Source organism: Methylomonas sp. LW13, from assembly GCF_016865255.1.
Taxonomy (GTDB): Bacteria; Pseudomonadota; Gammaproteobacteria; order Methylococcales; family Methylomonadaceae; genus Methylomonas.
Genome location: NZ_CP033381.1, coordinates 1,277,189 through 1,292,099 on the forward strand (window position 1 = coordinate 1,277,189; position 14,911 = coordinate 1,292,099).

Annotated in this window: 15 protein-coding genes; 6 read left to right on the forward strand and 9 right to left on the reverse strand. The window is 50.9% G+C overall.

What is annotated here, in order from left to right:
* Positions 1-14 precede the first annotated feature (14 nt).
* Genes fdhF through JL719_RS05705 form a run of 3 tightly spaced genes read right to left on the reverse strand, consistent with a single transcriptional unit; the run spans position 15 to position 4,908 of the window.
* Positions 15-2,867 (reverse strand): formate dehydrogenase subunit alpha, encoded by a 2,853-nt coding sequence (gene fdhF / locus JL719_RS05695; RefSeq protein ID WP_033158841.1) that lies wholly within the window; start codon positions 2,865-2,867, stop codon positions 15-17.
* Between the two features lie 20 nt (positions 2,868-2,887).
* Positions 2,888-4,432 (reverse strand): formate dehydrogenase beta subunit, encoded by a 1,545-nt coding sequence (locus tag JL719_RS05700; RefSeq protein WP_033158842.1) that lies wholly within the window; start codon positions 4,430-4,432, stop codon positions 2,888-2,890.
* Entirely contained in the window at positions 4,432-4,908 is a 477-nt protein-coding gene (locus JL719_RS05705; protein WP_033158843.1) for a formate dehydrogenase subunit gamma, read from the reverse strand. The genes JL719_RS05700 and JL719_RS05705 overlap by 1 nt, the downstream gene beginning before the upstream one ends.
* Before the next feature lie 239 nt (positions 4,909-5,147).
* Between JL719_RS05705 and JL719_RS05710 the strand changes: the two genes are divergently transcribed.
* Positions 5,148-5,351: a (2Fe-2S)-binding protein gene (locus JL719_RS05710; protein ID WP_084153452.1), complete on the forward strand. Its 204-nt coding sequence runs from the start codon at positions 5,148-5,150 to the stop codon at positions 5,349-5,351.
* An 83-nt stretch (positions 5,352-5,434) separates the two neighbouring features.
* On the opposite strand, the gene JL719_RS05715 is transcribed toward JL719_RS05710, so the two are convergent.
* From JL719_RS05715 to JL719_RS05735, 5 genes are read right to left on the reverse strand one after another with little or no spacing between them, the layout of a single operon-like run.
* Entirely contained in the window at positions 5,435-6,415 is a 981-nt protein-coding gene (locus JL719_RS05715) for a peptidylprolyl isomerase (RefSeq protein WP_051670415.1), read from the reverse strand.
* 14 nt (positions 6,416-6,429) lie between these two features.
* Positions 6,430-6,693, reverse strand: a complete 264-nt coding sequence (locus tag JL719_RS05720) for a BolA family protein (protein ID WP_020482975.1) — start codon at positions 6,691-6,693, stop codon at positions 6,430-6,432.
* Complete coding sequence (locus JL719_RS05725; protein ID WP_033158844.1) at positions 6,690-6,992, reverse strand: YciI family protein; 303 nt, start codon at positions 6,990-6,992, stop codon at positions 6,690-6,692. The genes JL719_RS05720 and JL719_RS05725 overlap by 4 nt, the downstream gene beginning before the upstream one ends.
* On the reverse strand, positions 6,992-7,534 hold the full coding sequence (locus tag JL719_RS05730) for a septation protein A (RefSeq protein ID WP_033158845.1): 543 nt from the start codon (positions 7,532-7,534) through the stop codon (positions 6,992-6,994). The genes JL719_RS05725 and JL719_RS05730 overlap by 1 nt, the downstream gene beginning before the upstream one ends.
* Before the next feature lie 26 nt (positions 7,535-7,560).
* On the reverse strand, positions 7,561-7,890 hold the full coding sequence (locus JL719_RS05735) for a hypothetical protein (RefSeq protein WP_129871354.1): 330 nt from the start codon (positions 7,888-7,890) through the stop codon (positions 7,561-7,563).
* Between the two features lie 112 nt (positions 7,891-8,002).
* On the opposite strand from JL719_RS05735, the gene JL719_RS05740 reads away from it, so the two are divergent.
* From JL719_RS05740 to JL719_RS05755, 4 genes are all read left to right on the forward strand, one after another.
* Entirely contained in the window at positions 8,003-8,308 is a 306-nt protein-coding gene (locus tag JL719_RS05740; RefSeq protein WP_033158847.1) for a DUF1244 domain-containing protein, read from the forward strand.
* Entirely contained in the window at positions 8,305-9,036 is a 732-nt protein-coding gene (locus JL719_RS05745; RefSeq protein ID WP_033158848.1) for a class I SAM-dependent methyltransferase, read from the forward strand. Before JL719_RS05740 ends, JL719_RS05745 begins: the two co-directional genes overlap by 4 nt.
* 63 nt (positions 9,037-9,099) lie before the next feature.
* On the forward strand, positions 9,100-10,824 hold the full coding sequence (locus JL719_RS05750; protein WP_033158849.1) for an SPOR domain-containing protein: 1,725 nt from the start codon (positions 9,100-9,102) through the stop codon (positions 10,822-10,824).
* 2 nt (positions 10,825-10,826) lie between these two features.
* Entirely contained in the window at positions 10,827-11,726 is a 900-nt protein-coding gene (locus JL719_RS05755; RefSeq protein WP_033158850.1) for a 5'-nucleotidase, read from the forward strand.
* Here the strand turns inward: JL719_RS05755 and JL719_RS05760 are convergent.
* Positions 11,704-13,212, reverse strand: a complete 1,509-nt coding sequence (locus JL719_RS05760) for a cyclic-di-GMP receptor FimW-related protein (RefSeq protein ID WP_033158851.1) — start codon at positions 13,210-13,212, stop codon at positions 11,704-11,706. The two genes, JL719_RS05755 and JL719_RS05760, sit on opposite strands and share 23 nt — an antisense overlap.
* A gap of 135 nt (positions 13,213-13,347) precedes the next feature.
* Between JL719_RS05760 and lnt the strand changes: the two genes are divergently transcribed.
* Positions 13,348-14,871, forward strand: coding sequence for an apolipoprotein N-acyltransferase (lnt, locus tag JL719_RS05765; protein ID WP_033158852.1), 1,524 nt, complete (start codon positions 13,348-13,350; stop codon positions 14,869-14,871).
* Positions 14,872-14,911 lie beyond the last annotated feature (40 nt).

Sequence of the window (14,911 nt, forward strand, 5' to 3'; positions counted from 1 at the left end):
AAATCGGTTGCGGTTTACTCGTTGACCGCGATGCGGTTTTCCAGCAAAGACAACTGGTTGTCGGAAAAGTCTTGGTATTCCTGTTGCCATGCCGACGGTTGCGCGACTTTTGCAACATGCACCGCTGTAACCTTGTATTCCGGACAGTTGGTTGCCCAGTCCGAGTTATCGGTGGTTATAACGTTGGCGCCTGAATGCGGGAAATGGAAAGTGGTATAAACCACGCCCGGCTGCATGCGGTCCGTGACCTTGGCGCGCAATACCGTTTCGCCGGAGCGACTTTTCACGCCGCACCAATCGCCATCGCTGATGCCTAAGACTTCGGCATCGTGCGGGTGCAATTCCAGACGGTCTTCTTCATGCCAAGCAACGTTTTCAGTGCGGCGGGTTTGCGCCCCAACGTTGTATTGCGACAAGATTCGGCCGGTGGTCAGGATCAATGGATACTTGCTGCTGGTGCGTTCTTCGGTGGCAACGTATTCGGTCAGCATGAAACGACCTTTGCCGCGGACGAAGTGATCGGCGTGCATGATCGGTGTACCGTCCGGGGTTTCGTCGTTGCAAGGCCATTGGATGCTGCCCATTTCGTCGATTTTTTCGTAACTGACGCCGGCAAATTGCGGCGTTAGAGCCGCGATTTCATCCATGATTTCCGAAGGATGATTGTAATTCATCGGATAACCCAGGGCGTTGGACAAGTCCTGGGTTACTTCCCAGTCTTCCTTGCCGCCTAGTGGGGTCATGACTTTGCGAACTGGTGAAATTCGGCGTTCGGCATTGGTAAAGGTGCCGTTTTTTTCCAGGAACGAGGAGCCCGGTAAAAATACGTGGGCGAATTTGGCCGTTTCGTTCAGGAAAATGTCTTGTACCACCAAGCATTCCAGTTCGCGTAGCGCGTGGTGAACGTGCGTTATGTCTGGATCCGACTGAGCGATGTCTTCACCTTGTACGTACAAGCCTTTGAAACTGCCGTCGATAGCTGCGGCAAACATATTCGGGATGCGTAAGCCGGGTTCGGATGACAGCGCTACGTTCCAAGCTGTCTCGAACTGAATGCGGGTTTGCGAATCGGAAACATGACGATAGCCGACGAACTCGTGCGGAAACGAACCCATATCGCAAGAGCCTTGCACGTTGTTTTGTCCGCGCAGCGGATTGACGCCGACGCCGTCGCGGCCGATATTGCCGGTTGCCATGGCCAGGTTTGCAATACCGATAACGGTCGTGGAGCCTTGACTATGTTCGGTAACGCCCAAGCCGTAATAAATCGCACCATTACCGCCTGTTGCGTACAAGCGGGCTGCCGCGCGCATGCTCTCGGCAGGCACGCCGGTCAATTCGGCAACGGCTTCAGGTGAATGCTGAGGCAGCGCAACGAAGGTTTTCCATTTGTTAAACGACTCGACATCGCAACGTTCCAACGCAAATTTTTCGTCCGCCAGGCCTTCGGTGACGATGACGTGAGCCAATGCAGTGACAACGGCAACGTTAGTGCCGGGGCGCAGTTTAAGATGATAGTCGGCTTTTACATGTGGGCTATTGCTCACCAAGTCGATGCTGCGTGGATCGACTACGATTAGTTTTGCGCCTTGGCGCAAGCGGCGTTTCATCATCGAGCCGAAAACCGGGTGGCCGTCAGTCGGGTTGGCGCCGATTACCATAATCACATCGGACTGCATCACCGAGTCAAAGGTTTGGGTGCCGGATGATTCACCAAATGTGCTTTTCAATCCGTAGCCGGTCGGTGAGTGGCAAACGCGGGCGCAGGTGTCGACATTGTTGTTACCGAAGCCGGCGCGGATTAATTTTTGCACCAGATAGGTTTCTTCGTTGGTGCAACGCGATGAAGTAATGCCACCGATTGAGTCTTTACCGTATTTGGCCTGGATACCTTTCAATTTGTTGGCAGCAAAGCTAATGGCTTCTTCCCAGCTAACTTCGCGCCAAGGATCGGAAATTTTTTCCCGGACCATGGGGGTAGTGATGCGGTCTTTGTGCGTGGCATAACCGAACGCAAAACGGCCTTTGACGCAAGAGTGGCCATGATTGGCTTGGCCGTTTTTGTCCGGCACCATGCGTACCAGTTGTTCGCCTTTCATTTCGGCTTTGAATGAGCAGCCGACACCGCAATAGGCGCAGGTGGTGATTGTGCTGTGTTCCGGTACGCCATTATCGATTACCGATTTTTCCATCAGCGTCGCTGTAGGGCAAGCTTGTACGCAAGCGCCGCAGGATACGCATTCGGATTCCATGAATGGCTGGTTTTGGCCTGGAGAGACTTTGGAGTCGAAGCCTCGCCCGTCAATAGTTAGGGCGAAAGTGCCTTGCACTTCTTCGCAAGCGCGTACGCAACGCGAGCAAACGATACATTTCGATGGATCAAAGCTGAAATAAGGATTGCTGGTGTCTTTTTCGGAATTCAGATGGTTTTCGCCGTCGAAGCCGTAGCGGACTTCACGCAAGCCAACTTGACCGACGGTGTCTTGCAGTTCGCAGTCGCCGTTGGCGGCACAGGTCAGACAGTCTAAAGGATGGTCGGAGATATACAGTTCGGCGATGCCGCGTCTGATGCTGGCCAACTTATCGTTCTGGGTACAGACCTTCATGCCTTCCGCGACCGGGGTGGTACAAGACGCTGGATAGCCGCGGGCGCCTTCGATTTGCACCAGACACATTCGGCACGAGCCGAACGGATCGAGGCTGTCGGTGGCGCACAGTTTAGGAATGCTGATCCCTGCTTCGGCGGCCGCGCGCATTACGGAACTGCCGGCATTGACAGTGACCTTATGGCCGTCGATTTCCAGAGTGACTTGATTTGCAGACGAACTCGCGGGAGTTCCGTAATCTATTTCGTTATTGGCAGACATATTTATCTCCTGGTAATCGATCAGGCTTTGGCGGCTTCGAGGCCAAAGTCTTCAGGGAAATGATTCAGCGCGCTCAACACCGGGAATGGTGTCATGCCGCCCATCGCACACAAAGATCCGTAAGTCATGGTGTCGCATAAATCGCGCAACAACACGGTGTTTTTATCCTTTTGCACGCCGTCGACAATGCGGTCTATTACTTCGACGCCGCGTGTCGATCCGATTCGGCAAGGTGTGCATTTGCCGCAGGATTCTTCCACGCAAAATTCCATTGCATAACGGGCCATGTCGGCCATATTGACGGTGTCGTCGTGAACCACTATGCCGCCATGGCCTAATACCGCTGATATTGCCGCGAAGGCTTCATAATCCAACGGGGTATCGAACTGGCCTTCGTGCAGATAGGCACCCAATGGACCACCCACCTGAACCGCGCGTATCGGCCTGCCGCTGGCGGAGCCGCCGCCGTAATCGTAAAGCAGCTCGCGCAAGGTCATGCCGAAAGCCACTTCAAACAACCCTGGATGTTTGATGTTGCCAGCCAGTTGTAGGGGTAGGGTACCGCGCGAACGCCCCATGCCGTAGTTTTTATAATATTCGCCGCCTTTGTCTAGGATCACCGGGATCGAAGCCAGCGAAATGACGTTGTTGACGATGGTGGGTTTGCCGAACAGGCCGACGATAGCGGGAAGCGGCGGCTTAAAACGCACTAATCCGCGTTTGCCTTCCAAGCTTTCCAATAAAGATGTTTCTTCGCCGCAGATATAAGCGCCCGCGCCGCTACGCACTTCCAAGTGGAAGGTTTTGCCGCTACTTTGAATGTTTTCGCCCAGATAGCCGTTTTTGTAGGCGGCTTCGATGGCTTGATTCAGTGCGATTTTGGCGTGCGGATATTCGACGCGCAGATAAATATAACCTTGGGTAGCGCCCACCGCCAAGCCAGCGATAGTCATACCCTCGATCAATACGAAGGGGTCGCCTTCCATGATCATCCGGTCGGAGAAGGTACCTGAGTCGCCTTCGTCGGCGTTGCAGACGATGTATTTCTGGTCTGCAGGCGCGTTTAACACCGTATTCCATTTGATCCCGGTTGGAAACGCCGCGCCGCCACGACCGCGTAAGCCTGAGTCAGTTACTTGCTTGACGATCTCGGTTGGTTGTAAGGCCAGCGCATTTTTTAAACCTCGGTATCCATCGTGAGCCAAATAGTCGTCGATATTGACTGGGTCGGTTATGCCAACGCGGGCAAAGGTAAGACGGTTTTGATTTTTGAAATAAGCTATTTCTTCAATGTTGCCTAAATAGAGTGGGTGTTGCTTCCCTTCTAGCAAGCCGGCATCGAGTAAAGATGCCACATCTTCTGCTTGCACTGGGCCATAGGCAACTCTGCCCTGGCTGGTTTCGACTTCTACGAGGGTTTCCAGCCAGAACAATCCGCGCGAGCCGTTGCGGACAATTTCTACTGATAGGTTTTTGCTGGAGGCTTGCTGTGCTAAGGCCTTGGCAACTTGCTCCGCACCTAAGGAAAGCGCGGTGGAGTCGCGGGATATGAATACGCGGGTCATTATTTGGCACCTTTATAAGTGGCTAGCAATCGGTCGAATTTTTCGGTTGTGACGCGGCCAATCACCTCGTCGTCTATCGTGATTGATGGCGAGCAAGCGCAGTTACCCAAACAATAAACAGGTTCTAATGAAAAAATTCCGTCGGCTGTTGTTTCGTGAAAGTCGATGCCAAGCTGTTGTTTGGCATGGGTTTCCAATGCTTTACCGTTCATGGCTTGGCATGATTCGGCCCGACAAATCCTTATCGTGTGCTCTCCGGGCGGAGTTTCCCGGAAGTAATGATAAAAACTAATAACCCCGTGGACTTCCGCTTGGGAAAGGTTGAGTGATTTGGCAATGTCTACTACGGCAGCCGGCGGGATGTAGCCCAGTGTGTCCTGAATACCATGCAATATGGGCAACAGATTACCCGGCATCGCTTGATGAGTGTCCAGTATTTCCAACACGGTGGGTTTTTGGGTTTGATAGTCTTGCATCATTGGCTCTGTAATAAATGACGAAAAGGTTATCGTCCTATTTAATCATGAACAAACCCGGGTTTGCAATTCGGGTTCATGCCTCAATCCCGCGTATTTCCTAAGCAAAGCAAGGTAATTGCATCTTCGGACTCTGATTGGTTTCGGAAGTTCGCGTGGAAAAAAATGTGATGGTGGATACTTTACTTTTAAATGATAATTGTTATCATTAATATGCATATGAGTTAAGAGAGGGTGTTATGTACGTGTGTGTGTGTAAAGCGGTCACCGATAGGCAGGTTAGGCAGGCAATTAGCCAAGGTGTGTGCAATCGCAGGCAACTAATGCAGTGCACGGGGGCGGGCGGTGTATGTGGGAAATGCACAGCCAGTATTAAAGCTTTACTGGATGAAAATACGCAGAATCGGAAGATGCACGCCCGAGTTCAAGTCCAAGCGGCATAGTTATTTAGAAAGCTGAGCTTATAGCAATATAAGACTTGTACTATAAAAAGACAGGGCGGTTGGACCGCCCTGTTGGGTGTGCGTTATTTAGCTGTAGCCGCTGGTTCGGTGGGTTTTGCGTCTGCGTTAGGTGCGGCGCTGGCCGGTTCGGCCGGAGTGGCCTCCGCAGCAGGTGCTGGTGCAGCCTGATCAGCTGGCGCTGCTGGTTGAGCCTCTTCTTGCTTTGGCGGTGTCGGCGGCAGCAAGACTTCAACTTTGGCGTTTTTACGCAAATTTTCGATCATGGCTTGCGCTTTTTGGCGCTGTAACATTGGGCGAATTTGTTCTTTGACGGAATCAAATGGCGGTGGTGTCAAAGCTCTGGACTCTTCGCGCAGAATCACGTGCCAGCCAAATTGAGTTTGTACCGGTGTTTTGCTGAATTTGCCGTTCTCCAGTGCAACCACTGCTTCAGAAAATGGCGGGACCATACGGTCTGCGGTAAACCAACCTAAATCGCCACCTTCGGAGCCCATTGGATCGATAGAATGCTTTTTAGCCAGCGCGGTAAAATCCCCGCCTTTTTCCAGTTCTGCAATCAGTTTTTTTGCTTCGTCTTCGGTTTTAACCAAAATATGACGGGCTTTGTATTCGCTGCCCATGTTAGCCATTTTCGAGTCATATTCCGCTTTGATTTCTTCGTCGGTGACCGGATTGGCTTTTAGGTAATCTTGTAACGCTGCTTGCGACAGCAAGGAGTTTCTTACGGTTGCCATGCGTTCGATTACTTCCGGCGATTTATCCAGTTGTTTTTGCACCGCTTGTTGAATCAGCAATTCGCGTTGAATCAGTTCTTCCAGTAGCTGTTCTTTCGGGAATGTTTGGCCTTGGCTGCGTTCCGCAATTTCCTTTTCCAAGGTTTCCAAGGTTTTCTTGCTGATATAGGTGCCGTTAACCGAAGCAACCGCGTCCTCTTTGCTGACAGTCGGCGCTGCTGGTGCGGCGGCTTCCTTAGCTTTTTCTTCGAAGCAACCGGGTAACAATACGCTACTGGCTAGTATCAGGGGAATAAGTTTCAGTTTCATCTTAAGAATTTCCTTTAGCTGTTTTCAGAGGGGGTTAAAGCATTAATGCCCAGGGCATGGATTTCATCCTTCATCATGTCGCCCAAAGCTTGATAAACCAGCTGATGTCTTTGTACCAGGGATTTACCTTCAAATTGAGTGGATATGAGGGTGACATGAAAATGACCGCCGCCTTTGTTGCCGGCGTGACCGGCGTGCGCAGCGCTATGGTCGATGATTTCGATTAATTCTGGCTTAAAAGCTTCTTCCAGCTTTTGTCTGATATGGTCGGCTGTCATTGGGGAAATACTTGTTTGAAAGGTTTAACGGTAACACGAGCATATACGCCCGCGGAGATATATGGATCGGCATCGGCCCAGTCTTGCGCATCCTGCTGACTGGCAAACTCGGCAACAATCAGGCTGCCGCTAAATCCGGCATCGCCGGGGTTATCACTATCTATCGCAGGATGCGGTCCGGCCAAAACCAAGCGGCCTTGGTTTTGTAATGCGGTTAATCGTTCCAGATGCTGTGGGCGGGCGGCCAGGCGTTTACTCAAGCTGTCCGCGACATCTTCGGCTATGACGGCATACAACATTACTCTTTAGCCTCTGGTGCGGGAATAAACTTATACAAGAACACTATTTGTACGGCAATAAAAATAAGCATCAGGCCAGGAACACCGAAAGTTTTAAAACTGACCCAGTCGTCGGTGCTGTAGTTCGCCATTACGTACAAATTTAAACAGCCGACTCCGATAAAAAACATGGACCAGCTCATGTTAAGGCGTTTCCAGATGCGATCAGGCAATTCCAGGTTTGCGCCCATCATGCGTTCTATGAAAGTCTTTTTGCCAACGAATTGGCTGACTAAAAATGCACCGCCGAATAGCCACTCAATTATGGTCAGTTTCCACTTAATGAATTGTTCGTCTTGTAAGTACAACGTTGCTCCACCCATGACCAAAATCAACCCCAGCGTAATCCACTGCATGGTTTCCACTTTACGATATAGCAGCCAATAGCTGATGACCTGCACAACCGTGGCGGCGATTACGACGGCGGTGGCAATGTAAATGTCGTACAGTTTATAAGCGACAAAAAATAGAACGATTGGGAAAAACTCTAAAAGCGGCTTCATGATTGGTGTTGAAAGATGGGAGGGAGTTAGACGTAAAGATCGATACCGGAAATGATCTCGGCAACCCGGCTTTGAGCGGGTTGATTGCGGTTTTCTGTGTAGGCGTTCAATGCTTTCAAGGTGCGCGAATTATTTGGTTGGTCGTTATTGCTTACGGTCAATCCGTTGTCCGCCAAAGCGGCCTTGATTTGAGCGGTTGACGATGTTTTAGGTAAATCAGGATTCTGCCGAGGTATCCCGGTTTCGTCATTATTAGGCTTTTGCTTTTGTTCAAGATTATTATCCAGCCGTGCGGCTCTCGGCTGGTTATAGCCGACCGGATAAAAAGCCAAGGATGAACTATGTATTGTGTTCACAAAGCGCGATTAGAGCCCAAGTATCAATTACTTCATTGTAGAATCTTTGGCTGCAATTGTACATGAACCTAACGGCTTTGCTGCTAAAATGCCGGTTTTAAAGGAGGATTTCATGATTCAGTCCAATAACGTCGAGCTGGAAGCCGCGGCTTTCAGAAAATTGCTGGTCCATTTGCAACAGCATCCCGAAGTCCAAAATATCGAACTGATGGTGCTCGCCGATTTCTGCCGGAATTGCCTGGCTAAATGGTATGCAGCTGCGGCAGCCGAGCGTGAAATTGACATCAATTACGAGCAAGCGCGGGAGATTGTCTATGGTATGCCGTACAGTGAATGGAAAGACAAACATCAACGCGAGGCCACGCCTGAACAACTGGCAGCGTATGACGCAAAGCAAAAATTGAAAGCACAATCATGACAGACGAAAACCGCTTCGATGCGATGTTCTCCAGCGTGATGGGTCAAGAATATCAAATGTTAAATTTGATCTGCCCATTTGCGACGGAAATGAGTCGCTTGGTCGGTGAAATTGTTGGCAATTACTGTGAGGAGCAAGGCACGCCGCAGGCAGTGGTTGAGCTCGGGGGCGGCACGGGGATTACTACGCTGGCGATCCTGACCGCCGCGGACAACCTTAGTATATTGAGTGTCGATAACGAACCCACCATGCAAAATCAGGCGAAGCAGAGTTTGCGCGATTGGGTTGCCGCGGGCAGGTTACGTTTTTCCGGCGAGGATGCGTTGACGGCGTTGCAGGGTTTAGCGAGCAACAGCGTCGATATTTTGGCGTCGGCATACACTTTGCATAATTTCCATAGCGATTACCGGCGGCAAGTGTTGGCAGAAATATATCGGGTATTAAAGCCGGGTGGAAAATTCGTCAACGGCGACCGGTATGCTTTGGATGATATTAGCGCGCATACCCGCTGCATACAGCGAGAGGTTGGCGGCTACTTTAAGGTTTTGACCGAAATCAACCGCTTGGATTTACTCGAACATTGGATAGTCCATCTGTTTAACGACGAGTCGGAAACTCACGTGATGCGCGAATCCGTCGTGTTGGCGCAGATGGCTGAGGCGGGTTTTCGGGACATCGAATTGCAGCAACGCATGGAGGTCAATGCCTTGGTCACTGCGCTTAAATGATATTTTGTGCTGTTCTACAAATCAGGATTTGCTGAACTGTGTGCAGCTTAAACGAGAAAAAACATGGCTGAATCGACTGCTAGTAAAAATAAAAAAACCTTGGATGCGTTTGCCGACGATCTGGATGCCATGCTTAATATTGGCGACCCCTCCGAACAACAGGTTGGCACGATAGATGATGACGAAGCCATTGATCGTTTGCTGGTGGGCGACGAGACATTCGAGCCGGATGCGCAACAGGAAATCGACGAGTTCGCGGATATCGATGAATTACTGAGTGCGAATGAACCTAAGGCTGCATCGAGCTTAGCAGACGATATTGACGAGTTTGGCGACGATTTGGCGGTTGATTTAGGCATTAATCCCGGACGCGAGCAGCAAGTAGTTGACGATGACTTTGTCGACATCGTCGATGTCGAAAATCAGCAGGCCCCTTTAGAATTGCCGGTTGATGACGTGTTTGAAGAAGTCGCGGAGTTAGAAAGGGTAGGGCAAATCGATGATTTTGCGGAGGATGCCCCGGTGGCCGTGGTGGGTTTGCCGGAAACCGCGGTGGACGACCTGGAGAATATGGCTGAAATAGACGAGTTTTCCGATGACGCTGACTTGGCAGGCGGTAATGCCGATTTTCTAATTGCGGATTTCGATATTTCGGCTGATGACGAATATGCACCAGCGGTACCTCCAATCGTCGATGATTTTGCCGATTTGGAAGAACCCGATAACAACGTCCAACCAAGCACGCCGGAACCGGAACCAGATTTGGATCAGATATTGGCGGCGGCTGTCAGTGAGCAAGAAAACGAGGAAGAATTAGTCGTTGTCCAGGCTAACGAGCCGGAAACAGCGCCGATTGCCGCAGCGGCCGAACAAGTTCAAGCAAGCCCGGTGCCGCAGGTACAAGTCATCGATCATAGCAGCGAAATTGCCGCTTTGAATCGGAATATCGTCGACCTCAAGAAGCATCAGCAGCAGATGCGCCACGATTTAACCGAGGCGGCGGGTAAAAATGAGCTGCTGGGTTGTCTGGATAGTCTGGAAAGCGTGCAGACCGAACAGAAGAAAACCAAACGGGCCGTGGAGGCCTTGGCGGCGAAAAAACCGGTAGCTGCCTATGTGGCGAACGGCATCGCGGTGGCGGCGCTGCTGATTGGCACTGGGTTAGGCATACAAGGCATGATTGCCAAGTCGCAAGTCGGCGAGTTGGTGACTATTATCGGGAAATTGCAGGAGCAAGTGAATGCCGCGCCCACCAGCGATGCCGCGGACAAGGAAATGTTGCGCAAACAGCTGGATGAATTGACGGTCAGCAATGGTGTGATGGCCACTCAGATCGCTGAATTAAGTAAGGCTGGGCATGCTGACCCGGGTGCGGCAAAGGCCAACGGTGATCAAGCCAAGCCTTCTGCCGAAATCAGCAGCCAGATCATGCAAATAGGCGCCACCATAGAAGCCTTGCAAAACAAGGTGAGTGCCTTGGAAAAAGGTCGAGCGCAAGCTGCCGCGCCGGCCCCTAAACCGGAGAAGAAAAAGCCGGAACCGGTGGAAGAAAATTGGGCGGTCAATTTAATTGCGTTTAAACAGGATTGGTATGCCAAGAGTAAAGCCCAAGAATTCGCGGGCAAGGGCGTCCCTGCCAAGGTAGTCAAAACCGAATCCAAGGGCGAGAACTGGTATCGTTTGTTTGTGGACGGTTTTAAAACCCAATACGAAGCGGCGGCTTACGCAGCAAAAATCAAGAAAACCCTCAATCTCGATTCGGTGTGGGTTACCCGCAATAAAGAATAGTCATGGATAATCAGAAACTGGTAGTTGCAGTATCGTCCAGGGCCTTATTCAATCTGGATGAATCGCATGCGATTTTCGAAACCCAGGGCAAGGAAGCCTTTTGTCATTATCAGATTGAACACGAAAACGAAATTCTGCCGCCGGGTTTCGGCTTTTCCTTGGTGAAGAAGTTTCTGGATATCAACAAAGCTTTTCCCGGTGCGCCGCTGGTGGAGATTATCCTGCTGTCGCAAAATAGCGCGGATACCGGCCTGCGTATCTTTAACTCAATCAACCACTACGATTTGGCGATTAGCCGGGCGGCGTTTACCAGCGGCGTATCCCCTTACGAATATATCCCGGCCTTCGGTGCGCATTTGTTTCTATCCGCCAATGGTGAGGATGTCAGAAAGGCCTTGGCTGCGGGCTATGCCGCCGCAACCATTGTCTCCGGAGCGGTAGCCAATCCTTCTCCGCAATTGCGGATCGCTTTCGATGGTGATGCGGTGCTGTTTTCCGACGAATCCGAGCGCATTTATCAGCAACACGGTTTGGCGGCTTTTGCGGCCAACGAGCGTAACGAAGCGCATAAGCCTTTATCGGACGGGCCATTGAAAGAGTTTTTAAGTGCTTTGCACCGCATTCAAACCCATTTCGATCAAGATTTGTCGCCAATTCGCACCGCATTGGTCACCGCACGGGCCGCGCCCGCGCACGAACGGGTCGTCAGAACCTTGCGGGCTTGGGGAATCAGGATAGATGAAGCCTTGTTTTTAGGCGGCATGCCCAAGGGGGCGTTTTTAAAAGCGTTTGGCGCCGATATTTTCTTCGATGATCAAAAAGGCCATTGCGATTCCGCGGAGTCCCATCAAATTGCAGCAGCTCACGTCCCGCATGGCGTCACAAATCAACACCGACCTTGAAGCGCACTAACCAGGGCGTACTTTCCACGCAAGCTTTCAAATACAAGGTGTTGCCGTATAGCAGTTTGATTTTACTGCCTACCGTGTATTTGCTGTTGGCTAACAACACTTCAGGTTGAGCGGTTTCCATCCCGATGACTATCGCTTTCTGGCTGTTACTGTCACCGGCATTTTCGATATCGTGGATGGTAATGTTGCCGATTATGGGTTCCAGCAAAATTAGTGTCACATCTTCATAGAGCGTTTGCTGGCGAACTATCACCAGTTTGGCGGGTTGCTGCTCCCGGCAAAGTAAGCCAATATCGCCTGTTGAACAATTGGGTGCGGGGCTTTCCGCTACCAGAAATTGTTTACTGACATTGCGCAACAGACTCAGACTGGTGCCATGCTCGGGAAAACTGATTAGCGAAGAATTTAACGGTTTGTAGAAGCTTTTTTCATGTTCCAACGGCACTAGAGACATATCGCGAGCCAGGGATCTTCCGCGCGATAACTGCGAGCTCAGGTTCATGATTTTCGATAATTTTTCTTCACCTTGTAGATGGGCGCTAACCGCAACGAAGCCCTCGAGTAAGTGTGCCGGCATCGGCGGGCCGATGGCCACCGATGCGAAAATATTGCTGTATCCCGTCAAGTGCAAGGCCAGTTTGGTTTGCATGTTTGAATTCAGTTCGGTCTCGATTTCGCCAAGTTGCAAGGCATGGCCGAAGTTCTGGCAACTGATGTACACCGAGCCGCGTGGCAATGTGCTGTTAGTACGCGGCATAGGGCTTGGTTCACTGCCCAGATTCCAAATAAAACGGCAATCCGGATTGGGTGTTTTGCTGATCTCCAGGCGATCCTGATGCCGACTGACCAACTGAAATAATTGACTGATTTCAGTTGTTGAATATTGGTTGGGTTTGCTGAGTGCAAACAATAGGTTGCGCTTGATGACTGCTTCAATGGTGCTTTGTAACTTGAATTCCTGCGGTTTGGACGAGACTGGCTTTTTTAGCAGTTGCAGTTCGCCGGCTATGGTGTAAAGCAGGCCGCTCTTTTTCCACAAGGTCGTGGACGGCATTTCGTAAAACAGCGCCGTGCTGCGCAGACAATACCCCGCGAGCTGCAAGGCATAAAATATCGCTTGTTGGGTTAGCGATGTATCGAGTTGTTTGGTCTCGACCGTGCGGCAAAAAGCCAGGCTCAAATGTCTGAGTAACTGGATGGCTAGTTTCGCAATTTTCAGCGCTTTGGTGTTGGTGGCAATGTCTGTTTCGGAACGCGCCGCGTTGGTCAAGCCATTGGATAAATGCAATGTCAGCGGGGTTAAGTTTACGAGTATCGGCAATACGTTTGCGGCTGTGCCGTTAAAGCGACTCAGTTGTTTAAGGACCAGATTCAACTGGTTTGCCGCGTTCGCCGCGGGTAGCGCGCTTAGTGAATTAATCCATCCGCCGAGGGATTCCGTTGACAGCTCAAAAGGCAGTGATGCGTTATCGGTCATGTACTTGCGAGTTAAGATGTGTTGAAAACATAAACTCAGTTTAGTTCAGATTGACGGCTATAGGCAGTTGCCGATTTTACGAAACCTCGGCAGCTGCATAAAATGCCGATTCCATCGAATAAACACAGCAGAGTAATGAAGCGAATATTGAATTGTAAATGGGAACTTGCCGCCCCCGTTTTTGGAGCATTGCTCACCATGGCCTTTGCGCCATACGATTATGCTTACGCCGCAATCGGCGCTTTAGCTTTTATTTACTGGATTTGGCAGCGGCAGGCGCCGAACAGGGCTGCTCTTAGTGGTTATTTGTTCGGTTTGGGCTTGTTCGGATCGGGGATTTGGTGGACGTATATCAGTATTCACGATTTCGGCGGCGGCGACCCGTATAGCTCGATAGCGTTGACGGCTCTGCTGGTAGCGGTTTGGGCCTTATTTCCGGGCTTAACCGGCTGGTTTATCGCCAAAACCTCAATCTGTTCCGGGGCTTGGCTACGCATAATAGCTGCCGCTATTGCTTGGGTAGCCGTCGAGTATTTTCGCGGTTATTGGTTGTTGAACGGTTTTCCGTGGTTGCAAATCGCTTACAGTCAACTATCTACGCCGTTGGCCGGTTACGCTCCATTGGCCGGGGTTTATGGGGTCGGGTTTTTGTTGGCGGTATCGGCTTTTTCCTTAGTCGAATTAGTGCGTGGCAAATTGCCGGCTTTGCCGGGGCTGCTGGTTTTAGGGGTAATTTGGGCAGGCGGTGGCTATTTGCAAACGGTGGCGTGGACTCAAGCCGTCGGCGCGCCGATCAAGGTCACCTTGGTGCAAGGCAATATCGGCCAGGATCAGAAGTGGCAGAAAAATCAGAAACTCAACACACTCAGGCTATATCAGGAACTTACTGAACAGCATTGGGATTCTGATGTGATTATCTGGCCGGAAACTTCGATTCCGGCCTTTCTGTCGCAAGTGAAAGAATTCTACATCGATCCGCTACAAACTGCCGCGCAAGCGCATGGGGTTGACTTGGTGGTTGGGCTACCCAGCAGCGGGCAGGGTAAGGATTATTACAACAGCGTCATGACCCTGGGCGACAAACAAGCCCTATATCATAAAAATCACTTATTGCCATTTGGCGAATATTTACCGCTTCAGCCTTTATCGGGTTGGGTATTGGATAAATTGCAAATACCGCTGGGCGATTTCGCGGCCGGTGGCGACCGGCAAACGTTGTTGACGGCGGGCGGTCATGCGTTTGTCACCACGATCTGTTATGAAGATGCCTTCGGCGAATTGGTTGCCAGGCAAGTGGCGGATGCAGCGTATATCGTCAATATGACTAACGACGCTTGGTTCGGCGATTCCTCGCAGCCGCATCAACACATGCAAATGGCGCAAATGCGGGCGTTGGAAACCGGCCGCTATCTGATGCGCGCGACTAATACAGGTGTGACCGGTTTTATTGGTCCGGACGGCGTATTACGTAAGGAAGCGCCTTTGTTTACCACCACGACTTTAACCGATTATATAGTGCCGATGCGTGGTCTTACGCCTTACGTCATCTTGGGTGACAAAGGTTTTTTCGGAGTGTTGGCGGTGTTGCTGCTAGTGATGTATATCTGGTATCGCCTGTTCAATGCGGGCATTTTAAAGCTAGGTGCTGAAGTCGTTTAGAACTGCGGCGATTGATTTAAAAAACATTCCTCAAAAGTAC